At 63.8% G+C, this 16,207-nt stretch carries 14 protein-coding genes and 1 riboswitch; of the genes, 10 read left to right on the top strand and 4 right to left on the bottom strand.

What is annotated here, in order from left to right; translation table 11 throughout:
• The first annotated feature begins 163 nt into the window (after positions 1–163).
• The 9 genes from cpaB to ACSQ3Z_RS14205 all read left to right on the top strand — a co-directional run bounded on the left by cpaB (position 164) and on the right by ACSQ3Z_RS14205 (position 9,396).
• Entirely contained in the window at positions 164–1,099 is a 936-nt protein-coding gene (cpaB, locus tag ACSQ3Z_RS14245; RefSeq protein WP_436171993.1) for a Flp pilus assembly protein CpaB, read from the top strand.
• Between the two features lie 28 nt (positions 1,100–1,127).
• The gene (locus tag ACSQ3Z_RS14240) at positions 1,128–2,579 is read left to right on the top strand and encodes a type II and III secretion system protein family protein (RefSeq protein ID WP_436171992.1); all 1,452 of its coding nucleotides are present in this window, start codon (positions 1,128–1,130) and stop codon (positions 2,577–2,579) included.
• A 4-nt stretch (positions 2,580–2,583) separates the two neighbouring features.
• Positions 2,584–2,853, top strand: coding sequence for a hypothetical protein (locus ACSQ3Z_RS14235; protein ID WP_436171991.1), 270 nt, complete (start codon positions 2,584–2,586; stop codon positions 2,851–2,853).
• Between the two features lie 33 nt (positions 2,854–2,886).
• On the top strand, positions 2,887–4,101 hold the full coding sequence (locus ACSQ3Z_RS14230; RefSeq protein ID WP_436171990.1) for an AAA family ATPase: 1,215 nt from the start codon (positions 2,887–2,889) through the stop codon (positions 4,099–4,101).
• Positions 4,098–5,519 (top strand): CpaF family protein, encoded by a 1,422-nt coding sequence (locus tag ACSQ3Z_RS14225; RefSeq protein ID WP_436171989.1) that lies wholly within the window; start codon positions 4,098–4,100, stop codon positions 5,517–5,519. The genes ACSQ3Z_RS14230 and ACSQ3Z_RS14225 overlap by 4 nt, the downstream gene beginning before the upstream one ends.
• A 3-nt stretch (positions 5,520–5,522) precedes the next feature.
• A complete protein-coding gene (locus ACSQ3Z_RS14220) occupies positions 5,523–6,488 on the top strand; it encodes a type II secretion system F family protein (protein WP_436171988.1) in 966 nt (321 codons plus the stop codon).
• Between the two features lies 1 nt (position 6,489).
• Positions 6,490–7,452: a type II secretion system F family protein gene (locus ACSQ3Z_RS14215; protein ID WP_436171987.1), complete on the top strand. Its 963-nt coding sequence runs from the start codon at positions 6,490–6,492 to the stop codon at positions 7,450–7,452.
• A gap of 136 nt (positions 7,453–7,588) precedes the next feature.
• Positions 7,589–8,059, top strand: a complete 471-nt coding sequence (locus ACSQ3Z_RS14210) for a tetratricopeptide repeat protein (protein ID WP_436171986.1) — start codon at positions 7,589–7,591, stop codon at positions 8,057–8,059.
• A gap of 167 nt (positions 8,060–8,226) precedes the next feature.
• Positions 8,227–9,396 (top strand): GGDEF domain-containing protein, encoded by a 1,170-nt coding sequence (locus ACSQ3Z_RS14205; RefSeq protein ID WP_436171985.1) that lies wholly within the window; start codon positions 8,227–8,229, stop codon positions 9,394–9,396.
• A gap of 14 nt (positions 9,397–9,410) precedes the next feature.
• On the opposite strand, the gene gcvP is transcribed toward ACSQ3Z_RS14205, so the two are convergent.
• From gcvP to gcvT, 3 genes are read right to left on the bottom strand one after another with little or no spacing between them, the layout of a single operon-like run.
• Positions 9,411–12,221 carry an aminomethyl-transferring glycine dehydrogenase gene (gene gcvP, locus ACSQ3Z_RS14200; protein WP_436171984.1) on the bottom strand — a complete coding sequence of 937 codons (2,811 nt, stop codon included), beginning with the start codon at positions 12,219–12,221 and terminating at the stop codon, positions 9,411–9,413.
• Positions 12,222–12,232: 11 nt separating this feature from the next.
• Complete coding sequence (gene gcvH / locus ACSQ3Z_RS14195) at positions 12,233–12,601, bottom strand: glycine cleavage system protein GcvH (protein ID WP_436171983.1); 369 nt, start codon at positions 12,599–12,601, stop codon at positions 12,233–12,235.
• A 6-nt stretch (positions 12,602–12,607) separates the two neighbouring features.
• Positions 12,608–13,708: a glycine cleavage system aminomethyltransferase GcvT gene (gene gcvT, locus ACSQ3Z_RS14190; RefSeq protein WP_436171982.1), complete on the bottom strand. Its 1,101-nt coding sequence runs from the start codon at positions 13,706–13,708 to the stop codon at positions 12,608–12,610.
• Positions 13,709–13,856: 148 nt separating this feature from the next.
• Positions 13,857–13,943: riboswitch (glycine riboswitch) on the bottom strand.
• A 293-nt stretch (positions 13,944–14,236) separates the two neighbouring features.
• Between gcvT and ACSQ3Z_RS14185 the strand changes: the two genes are divergently transcribed.
• Entirely contained in the window at positions 14,237–15,238 is a 1,002-nt protein-coding gene (locus tag ACSQ3Z_RS14185) for a hypothetical protein (protein WP_436171981.1), read from the top strand.
• A gap of 176 nt (positions 15,239–15,414) precedes the next feature.
• On the opposite strand, the gene ACSQ3Z_RS14180 is transcribed toward ACSQ3Z_RS14185, so the two are convergent.
• Complete coding sequence (locus ACSQ3Z_RS14180) at positions 15,415–16,206, bottom strand: molybdopterin-binding protein (RefSeq protein WP_436171980.1); 792 nt, start codon at positions 16,204–16,206, stop codon at positions 15,415–15,417.
• Position 16,207 lies beyond the last annotated feature (1 nt).

Genomic DNA, 16,207 nt, shown 5'->3' with positions numbered 1-16,207 from the left:
CCTGTTCCGTTCAGGGATCAAAGTGTCTCTTATTCCAAAACCATTCGATAACCAAGCAGGCGGAAATAGGTCGATGTGCGCATCACGGCGTTCCTGATTCTTTAACAATGACGCCTAGCGTAAGCGTCAACGAACAAAAGACCACGGGCGTCAGGGGTTTAGCGTGAGGGGCAAGGCCATAACCATGATCGGCATCGCCGCCGTTTTCGGCGCGATCTCGATCTTTGCCGCGGATTTCTGGGTCAAAAGCCAGGCAAAGGCCGATTCCGAGGAAAAAACGGCGTCAATCGTGGCGCCGGCGGCACCCAAGGTCGAGTTCAAGACCATCGTGGTGGCGAACGCGCCGCTGCGCTACGGCATGCAGATCGACCGCGCTCAGCTCAGCGAAATCCCGTGGCCGCAGGATTCCCTGCCGCAAGGCGCCTTCACCACCATCGGATCGTTGCTTGACGAAGGCAGCCGCGTGGTGCTGTCGCCGATCGAGATCAACGAGCCGGTGCTGCTCACCAAGCTGTCCGGGCCGAACGGCCGCGCGACGCTGTCCAACATGCTGTCGCCCGGCATGCGGGCGGTGACCATCCGCACCGACGAAATCGCCGGTGTCGGCGGTTTCGTGACACCGGGCGACCGGGTCGACGTCGTTTTGACGCGCGATGCCGGCGAAATCCAGGAAGTGGCCAAGAACGCGCAGGGTGCCGCCGGTTCGACCATCACCTCCGAGATCGTGGTGTCCGACGCCAAGGTGCTCAGCGTCGGCCAGGGCGCCGACGAGCGGCAGACCGCCCCGCAGGTCGCCAATTCCGTGACGCTCGAGGTGACGACCGACGGGGCGCAGAAAGTGGCGCTGGCCCGCACTGTCGGCACCTTGTCGCTGTCGCTTCGCTCGGCCAACGAAGACGGCGCAGGCAAGGATGGCCTGACCACCATATCGTCCTTCGGCGGGTCGGTCGCATCCAACGTCCAGGCTGCAGCCGGATCGCTGTTCGATGCGGCCACCAAGGAGCCGGAGAAGCCGAAATTCAAGACGATCATCGTAACGCGCGGCACGCAGGCCGAGGAATACAAGGTTCCTTCTCCTTCGAAGGAACCGAATCAATAACCGGTGGGGACCGGACGGGGACAGTGCAATGTTTGGGCTGAATAACTATCGCTTGACGCTGGGGCTGCGCTTCGGACGCGCGCTCGTTGCGGCGGCCTCGCTGGCCGCGGCCGGAATGCTTGGCCTCAGCGCGCCGGCCATGGCCAACAACGACGTCGTCTACGTCTCGGCGACCAAGAACGCCTCAATCAAGGTGGCCAAGGGCAAACCGAAGACGATCATGACCAGCGCGGCCTTCTACCAGATCGTCATAGGCGATCCGGAGATCGCCAACGTCAATCCGCTGACCGACAAATCCTTTTACGTGTTGGGTAACAATCTCGGTACGACCGGCATCGCGCTGTTCGACGAGAACAAGCAGCTCGTCGGTACCGTCGATATCGAGGTGACGCTCGACACCGACCAGTTGGCAAGCACCATTCGCGCCAGCGTTCCTGACGCCAACATCAAGGTGGGCTCCGCCAACGGTCGCGTGGTGCTGTCGGGCGTGGCGGACGACGCGGTCGCCGCCGATAAGGCGAGCAAGATCGCCTCGCGCTTTTCCGGCAACGAGGAGGTGATTAACTCGGTCAACATCTCGTCGTCGCAGCAGGTTCAGCTCAATGTCCGCTTCGTCGAGATCAACCGCCAGGCCGGCCAGGAACTCGGTGCAAAATACGGGGCCAATTTCCAATTCGGCTTTGGTGGGCGCAGCATCACGCCGCTGCCAGAGGTGACGCCAGACACCGCAGGCACAGGCGAGATAATCGGCAATCTCCTGTCGAACGGCGTTTCGATCGATATCGCCATCAAGGCGCTGGAAGAGCGCGGCCTGGCGCGGCGGCTGGCCGAGCCGAACCTGATCGCCCGCTCCGGCGAAACGGCAAGTTTCCTCGCCGGTGGCGAGGTCCCGATTCCGGTCTCTCAAGAAAACGGCAACATCTCCGTCACTTACAAGAAATACGGCGTCAGCCTGGATTTCAAGCCCACCGTGCTCAAGGACGGGCTGGTCAGCCTGGACATAGCGCCCGAAGTATCCTCGATCGACCCGTCTGCCTCGGTCGCTGTCGGCAACGGCATTTCCGTTCCGGGCTTCATCGTGCGTCGGGCAAGCACATCGGTCGACCTGAAGAACGGCCAGAGCTTCATGATCGCCGGCCTGCTGCAGTCACAGAACGATATCACCACCTCGCGCATTCCCGGCATCGGCAAATTGCCCGTGCTTGGATCGCTGTTTTCCTCGAAATCCTATCAGCGGCGCGAGACTGACCTGGTGATCATCGTCACCCCCTATCTGGTCAAGCCGGTCGATCCCTCGAAAAAGCTCCTCGAGCCGACCGATGCTACGCAGCCGGCGAGCGATGCCGACTATTTTCTGAACAACACCGAGGAAGTGAAGGCGTCCACCGGCAACCGCTCGGCGACGCTGGCCGACGGCAGCGTTGCGCAGCCAGTTGCCGTCACCACGGTCGGTCATTTCCTCGACTTGCCCAAGGATTGAAGCCATGCGTCTGGTTCCGGGACTATGCATCGTGCTGCTGCTTGCCGGCCTCTCCAGCGGCTGCACCAGCGACGACTATGTGCGCAGCGAAGGCGTGACGCCTGCCGCCGGCAATGCGCAGGCATCCAATACCGTCATGCAGATGGTCGATCCGTGGAAATACGGCGTCCAGAACACCAGGCTTCTGGTGCCGGCCCAGCGCGACACTCCCGCGAGCGGCGGTGCCGACGCGGCGGCCAGCGCGACGACGGCACCGACATCCACAACCAATTGATTTGATTTGTTACTGACCTGACGGGCTGACGACATGGCAAGCGGCATCAAGACCAAGAAGATCCTGCTCGTATCCACCGACAGGACGTTCCTGCAGGACACGCGCACGGCGTTCGCCGCGTCGGAGGTCATCGAGCTTTCGATAGTCGACAAGAACGTCACCGAGCTTCGCGGCGAGGTTCAGGAGGCCGATTTCGGCGCCCTTATCGTCGACATGGATGCGGCGAAGCTCGAGGAGATCGAGTCGCTGCAGCGCATCATGCGCCGGCTCGAGGGCCGTGTTCCGGTCGTCGTCGTCACGCAGGAGTTCAACGCCGCGGCGGTGCGCATCCTGGTGCAGCTCAAGGTCGCCGACTTCCTGGTCAAGCCGATCACCACCGCCGATCTGGTGCGCTCCGTCATCCGCGCGCTGCAGGGTCCGGGGCGGGAGGAGAACACCGAGTCGCAGATCTATACTTTCATGCCGGCCGCGGGCGGCGTCGGCACCACGACGCTCGCCCTGCAGACAGCGTTCCAGTTGCATCATTCGGTGACGCGGGGCGCCTCGACCTGCGTGGTCGACCTGAACTTCCAGCAGGGCGCCTGCGCCGAATATCTCGACCTCGAACCGCGCTTCGACATCACCGAAATCGAGAACCAGCCCGAGCGTCTCGACCGACAACTGCTCGATGTGATGCTGTCCAAGCACGCGAGCGGGCTCTGCGTGCTGGCGGCGCCGACGCGCCCGTCGGAAATGCGCTCCTTCAAGACCGATGTCGTGGTGCGCATGCTCGATCTCGTCTCAGCCTATTTCGACAATGTCGTGATCGACATGCCGCGCACCTGGTTCCCCTGGACGGAAACGGTGCTGCTCGGCTCCAACAAGCTCTATATCGTCGCCGAAATGACGGTGCCGTGCCTGCGCCACACGCAGAGGCTCATCCAGGCGGTCTATGAGACGGCCGGCAAGGAAGTGAAGCCGAATGTCATCGTCAACCGCTTCGAGCAGAAGATGTTCGACAATGGCATCAAGCATGCGGATGTGCAGGAAATCCTCGGCGAGCATTTCGTCGGCGGCATCTCCAACAATTACCGGCTGGTGCGCGAGGCGGTCGATCGTGGCGTGCCGCTGCACGAGATCGACCCGAATGCCAATGTCGTCAACGATCTGAAGAAAATCATCCTGCCGGAAGAAGCGGTCGCGACGCCCGAGAAATCGCGCTCGCTGTTCGGTATCGGCAAGGGATTGCTGAGGAGGAAAGCAGGATGATCAGCCGTTTTTCCACCCTGCAGAACCGCGACGCTCGGCCGCTGAGGGCGCCCGAGACCGCGCCGGTCACCCAGCACGCCGTGGTCATTCCGACGACCCGCAAGCCCGTCGCACCAAAGCCGGAGGTCGCACCGGCCAAGAGTGGCAACAAAGTGGGCGACGCGCGCGTTCGTATCCACCGGATGTTGCTCGAGGAGATCAACCTGGTCGCGCTGGAACGGCTGCCAAAGGACGAGATGCGCCGCCAGGTGCATGAATTCGTTTCCGAAAAGGCCCGCCAGGAGCGGATGGCGATCAATACCGTCGAGCTTGACGCGCTGGTCGACGACATCGTCGACGAGATGGTCGGCCTCGGCCCGCTGGAGCCGCTGCTGAAGGATCCCGAGATCAACGATATCCTGATCAACGGCCACCAGAACTGCTTCGTCGAAAAACGCGGCAAGCTTCAGCAGGTCCACATTCCCTTCAAGGATGAGGCGCATCTGCTTCGAATCATTAACAAAATCGTCGCTGCGGTGGGCCGCCGCGTCGATGAATCGCAGCCCATGGTCGATGCGCGCATGCTCGACGGCTCGCGCTTCAACGCTGCGATCAGGCCTGTCGGCGTCGACGGGCCGCTGGTGTCGATCCGCAAATTCTCCAAGAACAAGCTTGGCTTGCACAGACTGGTCGAGTTCGGCGCCATCACCCAGAACATGGCCGAAGTGCTGGCGGCGGCCGTGCACGCCCGCAAGACCACCATCATCTCGGGTGGCACCGGCACCGGCAAGACGACGATGCTGAATGCGCTGTCGGCCTTCATTCCCGAAGACGAGCGGCTGATCACCATCGAGGACGCGGCCGAATTGCAGCTGCAGCAGCCGCATGTGGCGCGCATGGAAACACGTCCGGCCAACATCGAAGGCCACGGCGAACTGAAGCAGCGCGACCTGGTCAAGAACGCGCTGCGCATGCGCCCGGACCGCGTCATCCTCGGCGAGTGCCGCGGCGAGGAAGCCTTCGACATGCTGCAGGCGATGAACACCGGCCATGAAGGCTCGATGGCGACCATCCACGCCAACACGCCGCGCGACGCCATCTCTCGCCTGGAGCAGATGCTCGGCATGACCGGCATGCCGATGACGGTGCAGTCGATCCGCAGCCAGATCGCCAGCGCCATCGACATCATCGTCCAGCTGACGCGCCTGTCCGACGGCAAGCGCAAAGTGACCAGCGTCGCCGAGGTGACCGGCATGGAAGGCGACGTTATCCAGATGCAGGAGATCTTCCGCTTCGTGCGCACCGGCATGGAGGCCGACGGCAAGATCCTCGGTCACTATGAGGCGACCGGCATCCGCCCGCGCTTTCTCGAAGATCTGCGCGCCATGGGCATCGAGTTCCCCGGACGCTATTTCGAGCCCGGCCGGCCGCAGGAGTAGCAGGTGTTCGAGGGCTTCAGCGCGATCTACGTCGTCTATGCCGCGGCCGCGCTCACCGGCATCATGATCGCTGAGGCCTGCTATCTGCTCTATGCCGGCCGCAGCGACAAGCGCACGGCGATCAACCGGCGCATGAAGCTGCAGGAAAACAAGATCAGCCAGGAGCAGGTGCTGATCCAGCTGCGCAAGGAGCGGGGTCTCGAGGCCGGAGCGTCACGGTTTTCGCTCGACCAGTTCCGTGCGCTCCGCACCCAGTCCGGCATGGTCATGCCGTTGCCCAAATTCCTGACGATCACCTCCGGCGTGGCGTTTGCGCTGGCGCTGGTTGCTATCTGGTATGGCCTGCCGCTGCTGATGGGCCTGCTGCTTTTCGTCGTGCTGCTGCCGGTGCTGCCGGTGATGGTGATGCGCTCCCAGCGCAATCGCCGGCTGAAGCGGTTCGGCATGCAGCTGCCGGAGGCGCTGGAGCTGATCACGCGCGGCCTGAAGGCCGGCCACCCCGTGCCGGTGGCGATCGCCATGGTGTCACGCGAAATGCCGGACCCGATCGGCACTGAATTCGGCGTCATTGCCGACGAGGTGACCTATGGCTCGGACCTGGTTTCAGCGTTGAACGCGCTGTTCGACCGCGTCGGCCATGAGGACCTTCCGCTGTTCGTCACCGCGGTGTCGATCCAGACCAGCTCGGGCGGCAATCTGCGCGAAATCCTCGATGGGCTGTCGATGACGATCCGCGACCGCGGCAAGCTGCGCCGCAAGGTGCGCGCCATTTCGACCGAAGGCCGCATGTCGGCCTACATCCTGACGGCGGTGCCGGCGCTGCTGTTTGCCGCCATCATGGTGCTGATGCCGCAGTTTTATCAAGATGTGTGGGATGAGGCGAAGACCTGGTACCTGCTTGGCGGCTCGATCTCCTGGCTGATGCTTGGCAACCTCATCATGTTCAAGATGTCGAACTTCAAATTCTGACATGCAAAGCGTCATCGAATTCCTCGCCTCGCTTGCGCCAACGTCGCTGATACCGGTGGCGCTGCTGTTGCTTGTGCTGGGCGGTGGCGCGGTGGCGTGGCCGCTGGTCGCCGCGCAAGGCGACCGCAATGACGTCAAGCGCCGACTGAAGGTGGAGGACAGCCAGGCGGTCGAGCGGACCGAAGCAGCGCCCAGAAAGAAGCCCAGCGCGGTGCGCGAGAAGGCGGTCAAGCAAGCGCAGGAATTCTACGCCAAGAGCGATCCGGAAAACGTCGCGCGGCTGCGCATGAAACTCATCCAGGCCGGCTATATGGAGCCGCGTGCGGTGGGCACGTTCTTCCTGATCCGCTTTGCCGCCTTTGTCGGCGCCGCCGTCGGTGCGTTTCTGATCAACCAGTGGATGGCCAGCGCCGATGCGACCATGACCAGCCGCTGGAGTTTCGTCATCCTGTCGGGAGCGGCCGGCTACTTCCTGCCGGGACTGGTGCTGAGCCAGAAGGTAAGCGAAAAGATGCGCGAGTACCGCAACGGCTTTCCCGACTTCATGGACCTGATGATCGTCTGCTCCGATGCCGGCATGAGCATGGAGGCCGGCATCGAGCGGGTTTCGAAAGAACTTGCCAAGACCTATCCGTCGCTCAGCCATAATCTGCAGATGGTGTCGCTGGAGCTGAGGGCCGGCCGCAGCCTCGACGACGCGCTGAAGGCGCTTGCCGATCGCCTCAGCCTCGACGAGGTGCGTTCCTTCGCCACGCTCCTGCAGCAGTCGAAGGAACTTGGCACCAGCCTGTCGGGGGCGCTGCGCGTGTTTTCGGACGAAATGCGCCACAAGCGCATGTCGCTCGCCGAGGAGAAGGCGCATGCCTTGCCGGCCAAGATGTCGGTGCCGGTGACGGTCTGCATCCTGCCGGTGGTGCTGATGATCGCCATCATCCCGATCATCGTCAAAATGACGGCGGATTAGGATCTCGGCTTTGCGTCAAATGCGCCCCTTGTTCGAAACCAAATTTTAGGCGCGTTTCGGCACCGAAGGTTAATCGCCTCCTTGTACAGTGCTTCCTGAAGAACGACCCGGCAAATCGGGCGATTGGGGCAGGGGCATGCGTCACAGAACTCTCACGGCAATGGCCGCGATGGCAGCCGTCTTGATGATATCAGGTTGCACGTCGAGCAACGTCGACACGACCAAGACCACCGCCATCCAGCCAACGGCAAAAGACGTCAGCGCGTCCGACCTGGACCAGGGCAAAGCGCAGTTCCGCGAGGCGAATTACGGCCTCGCCGAAAAGCACTTCCGCAAGGCCGTCGAACTGAAGGCCGACAATGCCGAGGCATGGATGGGGCTCGCCGCTTCCTATGACGAACTCGGCCGTTTCGACTTCGCCGACCGTGCCTACGACCAGCTTTTGAAGGTTGCCGGCCGCAAGCCGCAGATCGTCAACAATATGGGCTATTCGCAGCTGCTGCGCGGCAACAAGAAGAAGGCGAGGGCGCTGCTCCTGGAGGCCAAGGCCCACATGGCCGACCAGACGGTGGTCGACGCCAATTTGGCGCTGCTGGCCAAGAGTTGATCGGCCTTCGCATCCGTAGCGTGCAGCGGCCCACCGAGGCAGGACATCGACTCTTTGTAAACCCTGTCCGCAGGTTGGGCGGGAAACCTGGCCAAAAATGGTATCTGCGGGCCGCCCCTGGCTTATGATGCATTGCAACCAAGGATCGCAAAGGCTGCCGCGCACATATGTTGGATTTCAGTTCGCTCCTGCTCGCGGCGGCGCTGTCGGGTACGTGTCTCAGCATAACCCTGCTTGCAATCTGGTTCACCACGCCGATGGCGCGGTTTGTCCTGACCGTGGCTTGCGGCATGCTTGTCCTCGTCGCGCATGTGGTGCTGTTCTGGCAGTACGGCAGAGATCCAGGCCCCTTGCTGTGCCAGGCCGTGCTTGCGCTGCTCAGCCTGGGCTTTCTGATCATCTGTCTGTCGGCCATGCAGTATCTGGGCGTTGGCCACTATCGAAGCGTCGTCTTGCCGACCGTTGCGGCAATGGCCGTCTGCGCGGCTGTCACCTATTTCGGCCTCGATGGCGTCGGCTTCATCCTCACCTACGTTGCCGTGACGGCGCTGCTGACGGTGACCGGGGTACTGTTCTGGATCCAGGGCGGTCATGACCGCCGGATTCTGCTGGTCGTTTCGTTCCTCAGCGGCACCTGTGCACTGTCCTTCGGACTGTGTGCCGCGATTCTGGTCGTCAACGGACAATGGGTGCTCGGCGTGGCGCCCGACAACTGGGCCGAACGATTGAATTCTGTCGTCGCGGTTGCTTGCATGACCGGTCTCGGCGCGTTGACGCTGTCGCTGCACCATTTGCAGGCGCAGATCGAATTGAAGGCCGAGACCTTGACCGACCCGCTGACCGGGCTGATGAACCGGCGCGCCCTGATGTCGCTCTATGGCGACCGCGCCTTCGGTCCGTTCATGTCCGTGGTCATGTTCGACCTCGATCATTTCAAGCGGACGAACGACGTATTCGGCCATCCGGTCGGCGACAAGGTTCTGTGCCGCTTCGCCGCGGTTATCCGCAAGTATGGCAGGACCGGCGTCGATGCGTTTCGACTGGGCGGCGAGGAGTTCGCGCTGGTCATGTCGCGCATGACGGAAGAAAAGGCCTACGACTTTGCTAGCAAGATCGGCGTCGCCTTCGGCGCCGAAGTCGTGCCCACCCCGCGTGGCCCCTTGCGCAGCACCGTCAGCGGCGGCATCGGCTTCGGCGAGGTCGGCGGCAGCAGCCTCGAGGACGTGCTGGCCGAGGCCGACAAGGCGCTCTACGCGGCCAAGAACGCCGGGCGAAACCGCGTGCTTGTCCTGGACAAGGCGAGCAAGGCCGACGGGCCGGCCTTGCGTTCCGCCTGACCCGTCGCGCGAAATTATTCGGCGGCGCCCAGATATTCCGACAGCGGCGGGCAGGAGCAGACGAGGTTGCGGTCGCCGGCGACATTGTCGATGCGCGACACCGGCGGCCAGTATTTGGCTGATGTATCGGTGTCACCTGCCGGATAGGCGGCCTCCAGGCGCGAATAGGGATGGGACCACTCGGCGGCGAGCGCTTCCGCCGCGGTGTGCGGTGCGTTGACCAGCGGATTGTCGGCCAGCGGCCATTCGCCCTTCGCCACCTTGGCTGCTTCGCCGGCAATCGCGATCATCGCCTCGCAGAAGCGGTCGAGCTCGCGCTTGGGCTCGGACTCGGTCGGCTCGACCATCAGCGTGCCGGCGACCGGGAACGACATGGTCGGCGCATGGAAGCCATAGTCGATCAGCCGCTTGGCGATATCGTCGACGCTGATGCCGGCGCGATCCTTGAGCACACGTGTGTCGAGAATGCACTCATGGGCGATGCGATCGTGCCTGCCCTTGTAGAGGAGCGGGAAGTGCGGCGCGAGCCGCGTCGCCACATAGTTGGCCGAGATGATGGCGGTTTCCGTAGCCTGCTTCAGGCCGGAAGCGCCCATCATGCGGATGTACATCCAGGTGATCGGCAGGATGGAAGCGCTGCCGAACGGTGCGGCCGCCACGGCATGCGCAGAGCCCTCGGTGACATGACCCGGCAGATAGGGCTGCAAATGGGCCTTGACGCCGATCGGCCCGACTCCCGGACCGCCGCCGCCATGCGGAATGCAGAAGGTCTTGTGCAGGTTCATGTGGCAGACGTCGGCGCCGATGTCGCCGGGGCGGGCGAGGCCGACCAGCGCGTTGAGGTTGGCGCCGTCGAAATAGACCTGCGCGCCATGCTCGTGGATGAGGGCGCAGAGGTGGCGCGCGCCTTCCTCATAGACGCCATGCGTCGAGGGATAGGTGAACATCAACGCCGCGAGATTCTTGGAATGCTCGTTGGCCTTGGCCCTCATATCGTCCATGTCGATATTGCCATCCTCGGAGCAGCGCACGACCACGACGCTCATGCCAGCCATCGCCGCACTGGCCGGATTGGTGCCATGCGCGGAGGACGGGATCAGGCAGACGGTGCGGTGGCCATCGCCGCGCGAGCGGTGATAGGCGCGGATGGCGAGCAGCCCGGCATATTCGCCCTGGCTGCCGGCATTTGGCTGCAGGCTGACCGCATCGAAGCCGGTGATCTCCGACAGCCAGCCTTCCAACTCGCCGACCATGGCGCGGTAGCCCGCCGAATGGCTGGCCGGCGCGAAGGGATGCAAATTGGCGACGCTCGGCCAACTCACCGGCATCATCTCGGCCGCGGCATTGAGCTTCATGGTGCAGGATCCCAGCGGGATCATGGCGCGGTCGAGCGCCAGGTCCTTGTCGGCCAGCCGGCGCAGGAAGCGCATCATCTCGGTTTCCGAGTGGTTGTCGTGGAAGACCGGCTGGCTGAGGAACTCCTTGCCGCGCGGTTTTCCGGGCAGGGTGCCGACACCGACAGCGCCGGCCTTGGCGCCGAACAGCGCGGCAATCGCCTCGAGATCGGCCTCGGTCGAGGTCTCGTCGAAGCTGATGCCGACATGGTCGGCGTCGATGGCGCGCAGTAGCCGGTCGGTTTTTTCGGCGGCGGCGGCAGTCGCCTTGGCCTTGCCTTTCACTTCCACCGTCACGGTGTCGAAGCGGCTGGCGCCAAGCACCGAAACGCCTGAGGCCTTGAGGCCGGCAGCCAGGCGGCTGGCGAGCTCATGAATGCGTCCGGCAATCGCCTGCAGGCCGGCGGGGCCGTGCCAGATGGCATAGGCCGTCGCCATATTGGCAAGCAGCGCCTGCGCGGTGCAGATGTTGGAGGTGGCCTTGTCGCGGCGGATGTGCTGCTCGCGCGTCTGCAAAGCGAGCCGGTAGCCGGGGCGGCCCTTGCTGTCGGTGGACTGGCCGACGAGGCGGCCGGGCATCAGCCGGGTCAATTTGTCGGAGACGGCGCAGTAGGCGGCGTGCGGGCCGCCAAAGCCCATCGGCACGCCAAAACGCTGCATCGGACCGACGGCGATGTCGGCGCCAAGCTTCGCCGGCGCGTCGGTCAGCGTCAGGCCGAGCGGATCGGCAATGAAGATGACCAGCGCACCAAGGGCGCGGGCTTTGTCGATCGCTGCCTTGTGGTCGCCGTAGACGCCAAACGTATCCGGCCAGGAGACGAGCAGCGCGGCGGTGTTGTCGTCGATGATCTCGCCATCGACCTCGGTGCCGAGCGGCTCGGCGCGGGTGCGCACGACGTCCAGCGTCTGCGGGTGCGGCGTGCCGGCGAGCGCCACCTTGGTGCGCTTGTCGCGATGGTGGCGCAGCGCAATGCCGACGGCCTCGGCCACGGCGGTGGCCTCATCGAGCAGCGAGGCCGACGCCACCGGCAGGCCGGTCAGTTCGGCGACCAAAGTCTGGAAATTGAACAGCATTTCCAGCCGGCCCTGGCTGATCTCGGCCTGGTAGGGCGTGTAGGCCGTGTACCAGGCCGGATTCTCGAACAAATTGCGCTGGATGACCGGCGGCACGTGGACGCCGTGATAGCCGGCGCCGATGAAGCTCTTCAGCACCGTGTTCTTTGCCATGGTCGCCGACAACTCGGCCAGCGCTTCAGCTTCGCTGGCCGGCGCGGGCAAGGTCAGCGGCAAGTCGAGGCGGATCGATCTCGGCACGGCCTGACTGATCAGCGTCTCGACCGAGGGCACGCCGATCGTGGCGAGCATCGCTCGGACATCGTTGAGGCCGGGACCGATATGGCGGGCGGCGAAGGGGGTGGGTGCTGCGCTCATTGTCATGATCCTCAGCCGATATGGGCCTTGTAGCCCGCCTCATCCAGAAGGCCTTCGAGCTGGCTTTCATTGGCGAGCCTCATCTTCCACAGCCAGCCTTCACCGGTCGCGGCTGAGTTGACCAGGGACGGGTCCGACGACAACGAACTGTTGGCGTCGGTGATTTCGCCGTCGACCGGCGCGTAGACGTCCGAGGCCGCCTTGACGGATTCGACCACAACCGCCGTATCGCCCTTGCTCAGTTTCTTGCCGATTTCGGGCAGTTCGACGAAAACGAGATCGCCGAGCTGCTCCTGCGCGTAGTCGGTTATGCCGACCGTGGCGATGCCGCTTTCGACGCGGAGCCATTCGTGGTCTTCGGTGAAATAGGTCTTTGCCATCGGGACTTATCCTTTGCGGTAGCGATGAGGTGTGAAGGGCAGGGGATTGATATCGATCGGGATTTTCGTCCCGCGAACGTCGGCGAAAAGTCTTGTGCCGGGCTTGGCCAGCGCAGCCTGGACATAGCCCATGGCAACCGGGTGGCCGGCGGAGGGACCGAAGCCGCCCGAGGTGACGTGGCCGGCCGGATTGCCGTCGGCGTCGAACAGGGCCGCTCCCGCACGCACCGGCTGGCGGCCTTCCGGCTTCAAGCCGACGCGTTTTTGCGCCGCGCCGCGCTCAACGATTGCGCGCAGCGCGTCGGCGCCGACGAACGAGCCCGAGGCGCGAACATCCTTGGGGATCGCCCACATCAGCCCGGCGCTGGCCGGATCGATCTCCGGCGTGATGTCCTGGCCGTGCAGGCAGAGCCCGGCTTCCAGCCGCAGGCTGTCGCGGGCGGCAAGGCCGATCCAAAGCACGCGCTCGTCTTCGAGCAATTTCGCGACCAGATCCCGCGCGTCCGCTTCCGGCAGGCCGATCTCGAAACCGTCTTCGCCGGTATAGCCGGAGCGGCTCATGAACAAGTTTTGCCTGGGTTCGATGCCGTGCATGAACAGCAGCGAGCCGGTCTCGATGCCGGCGCGGGCAAGGGCCGCCCATGCCTCGAGGCCCTGGATGGCCAGGAAGACGCGGTCGAAGGCGTCCACCTTTGCGTCGAAATCCTCGGCCAATGTCCGCAGGTGCTTCTCGTCGGTGGCGGCGTTGCCGGCATTGGCGACGACCATGAAGCGGTCATCGCCAAGCCTTGTGACGATCAGGTCGTCGATGATGCCGGCGGCTTCATTGAGGAAGAAGGTGTATTTGGACTGGGAGATATCGATCGCCCCGGCGTCGAGCGGGCAGGCGCGGTTGAGAAGTGCCGCGGCACCGGGACCGCTGACCTCGAACAGCTTCATGTGCGAGATGTCGAACAGGCCGGCATGCTCGCGCGTGTGAAGGTGCTCCTTCATCACGCCGGCCGGATAGGTGAGCGGCATCGACCAGCCGGCGAACGCGCCAAAGCGTGCTCCGGCAGCAGCGTGCAGGTCTTCGAGGGGTAGGTGGCTGGTGTCTTCGCCCGTCATGTCTTCTCCAGAGTCGCACGCAATCGGCCGCTGATGGCGACCAGTCCGTGCCCCTCTGTCTGAAGCCTGAGAGACTCGCGCCCCGTAACTCTGTCGGCAGCGCTTACACCTTCGGCGCGGGGGCAAGCCCCGACTTTCCAGAGTGTCTTTCCCGTCTACGGTTCTTTTGCCTGAGAGATTTCGGGCGATTTCCCCTTCGGCGGCAGCTCTCGCTGCTCTCTCCCGCAAACAGGTAGGACTCAGACCTTGAGCCCTCGACTCGTCATCCATAGCCCGTGAACGACACCTTGTCACCTGCCAGCGACATCTAAAGCGCGTCGCGTTGCAACGGACTCAGGCGATGCGCTTTAGATCTTTGTTTTGATGCATGTCGTTCTCCCAAAACCGCGGCACACTTTTGGGCGACATGCATTGGCTGACAAGTCTTCGCTAACCACGCCGTTTGCCGGATTCTCAAGACACTGCTGATATGCTGGTCGACATGGTGGCTTGCGACCGGCGGCAGCCGGCGCGGACGGGGACAAGAAAATGGGCGAACTGATCATGAGCGCGCCGGTGGCTGGACTGACCTCGAAGAACCGCATCACGGCCGAGGACGTGACAATGCTGCGCCGCGAGGTGTTCGGCGACGGCGTGGTGAGCCGCGGCGAGGCCGAGGCCCTGTTCGCGCTCGACGCCACGGCTCGCGACAAGTGCCAGGAATGGCCTGAATTCTTCGTCGAGGCGATCACCGACTACATCGTCCACCAGGAAAAGCCGGCGGGCTATATCTCAGAGGACAATGCCGACTGGCTGGTGCGGACGATCTCGCGCGACGGCATGGTCGACAGCCGCACCGAGCTCGAGCTTCTGGTGCATGTGCTGGAAAAGGCGAAATCGTCGCCGAGCCGGCTTTCCGCCTACGCGCTGGAGCAGGTCGCCCATGCGGTGATCGACGGCAAGGGGCCCCTGATGCTCGGCGGCCATCTGGTGCCCGGCCAGATCGCCAAGGCCGAGGTCGATCTGTTGCGCCGCATCCTCTATGCCTATGGCGGCGACGGCAACATCGCCGTCACCCGCGCCGAGGCCGAGGTGCTGTTCAAGATCAACGAGCGGACCGCCGCGGCCAGCAACGACCCATCCTGGAACGATCTGTTCGTCAAGGCGATCGCCAATTTCGTCATGTGCTCGGCCGGCTACGAGGCGCCGACGCGCGAAGTGGCGCTGCGCCGAGACGCCTTCTTCGATCAGGCCGATCCCGAAATCGGCGGCTTCTTCGGCCGCATGGTGGCGGGCGGGCTCGCCAGCATCATGGAAGCCTATCGCTCGCCCGATGATATCGAGGCCGACTGGGAAGCGAAGAACCGGGCAGCGGAAGCGCTGGCCCGCCGCGCCGAGACGATCGACGCTGGCGAGGCGAAGTGGCTGGCCGAGCGCATCGGCGCCGACCGGCCGTTGCTCGATAATGAGCGCGCGCTGTTGACGCTGATCAAGCATGCCTCGCCGGAAATCCATCCGGCGTTGAAGCCGCTGCTCGACAAGGTCGCCTAGGTCCAGCGATATCAAGGTGATGCCGGCTGCAAGTGGTGGTTTCCTGCGCTCCCGGTGCGTACTTTAGGTACGCTCCGCTCCGGTTCTCGGAACCCGTCTAGACTGGTCGCTTCGCGCCCGCCTTCGACCCCGGCTCGGCCTGACCTCAATCTCGACGGCCCTGTATGGTCCATTCACTAGATTCCAGCGTACCAGTCGTAGCCATTGTCTTCCCAATAGCCGCCGCGGCCGCCGCCGATGCTGGCGAAGCTGTCGACCAGTTCGATCTTGTAGAGATACTTCGGCATCTTGTAGCCGAGCTGCCGCTCGACTCGCACGCGCAGCGGCGCACCGTTCTCGACCGGCAATGGCTTGCCGTTCAGACCATAGGCCAGGATCGTCTGCGGATGGCGGGCATCGATCAGGTCGATCGTGCCGTAATATTTGATGTCGCCGGCAAGACTCCGGTCGATCGTGTCCAGGCAATGGAACATGACGTAGCGCGCCTGTGGCTTGACCACCGCCTGGTCGAGAACCAGCGACAGCGGCGTGCCGGTCCATTTGGCGATGCAGCTCCAGCCCTCGACACAGTCGTGGCGGGTGATCTGGGTGCGGCTCGGCATGTTCTGAAGCTGCTCGCGGGTCAGCGAGAGCGGCTTCTCGACGAGGCCTGAAATCTCCAATCGCCAGTCGGCGAAGTTGTTGGCGAGCAGGCCCTTGTATGTATCGTCGTCGGGCGCGGTGACGCCGTTCGGCCGTTGCGGCTGGCGGATGTCGGCCTCGGTGAATTCCTGGGCCAGCGCATCGCGGCCGGCGAGCCAGCGTTGCGCGCGATATGTCAGACCGTTGGCGCCTTCCAGGAAGCTGCGCAGGCCGTCGCCGACGCCAAGCCCACTGTCAAAGGCATCGCAGCCCGATAGCATGATGCCGGAAGCGCCAAGGCTGGCCGAGGTCAGGAATTTTCGGCGGCTGATCTCGAACTTTGCCATG

The sequence above is a fragment of the Mesorhizobium sp. LjNodule214 genome, assembly GCF_964252735.1.
GTDB lineage: Bacteria > Pseudomonadota > Alphaproteobacteria > Rhizobiales > Rhizobiaceae > Mesorhizobium.
Note: the sequence above shows the minus strand (reverse complement) of the source record. Positions and strands in the feature narration are given on the sequence as shown.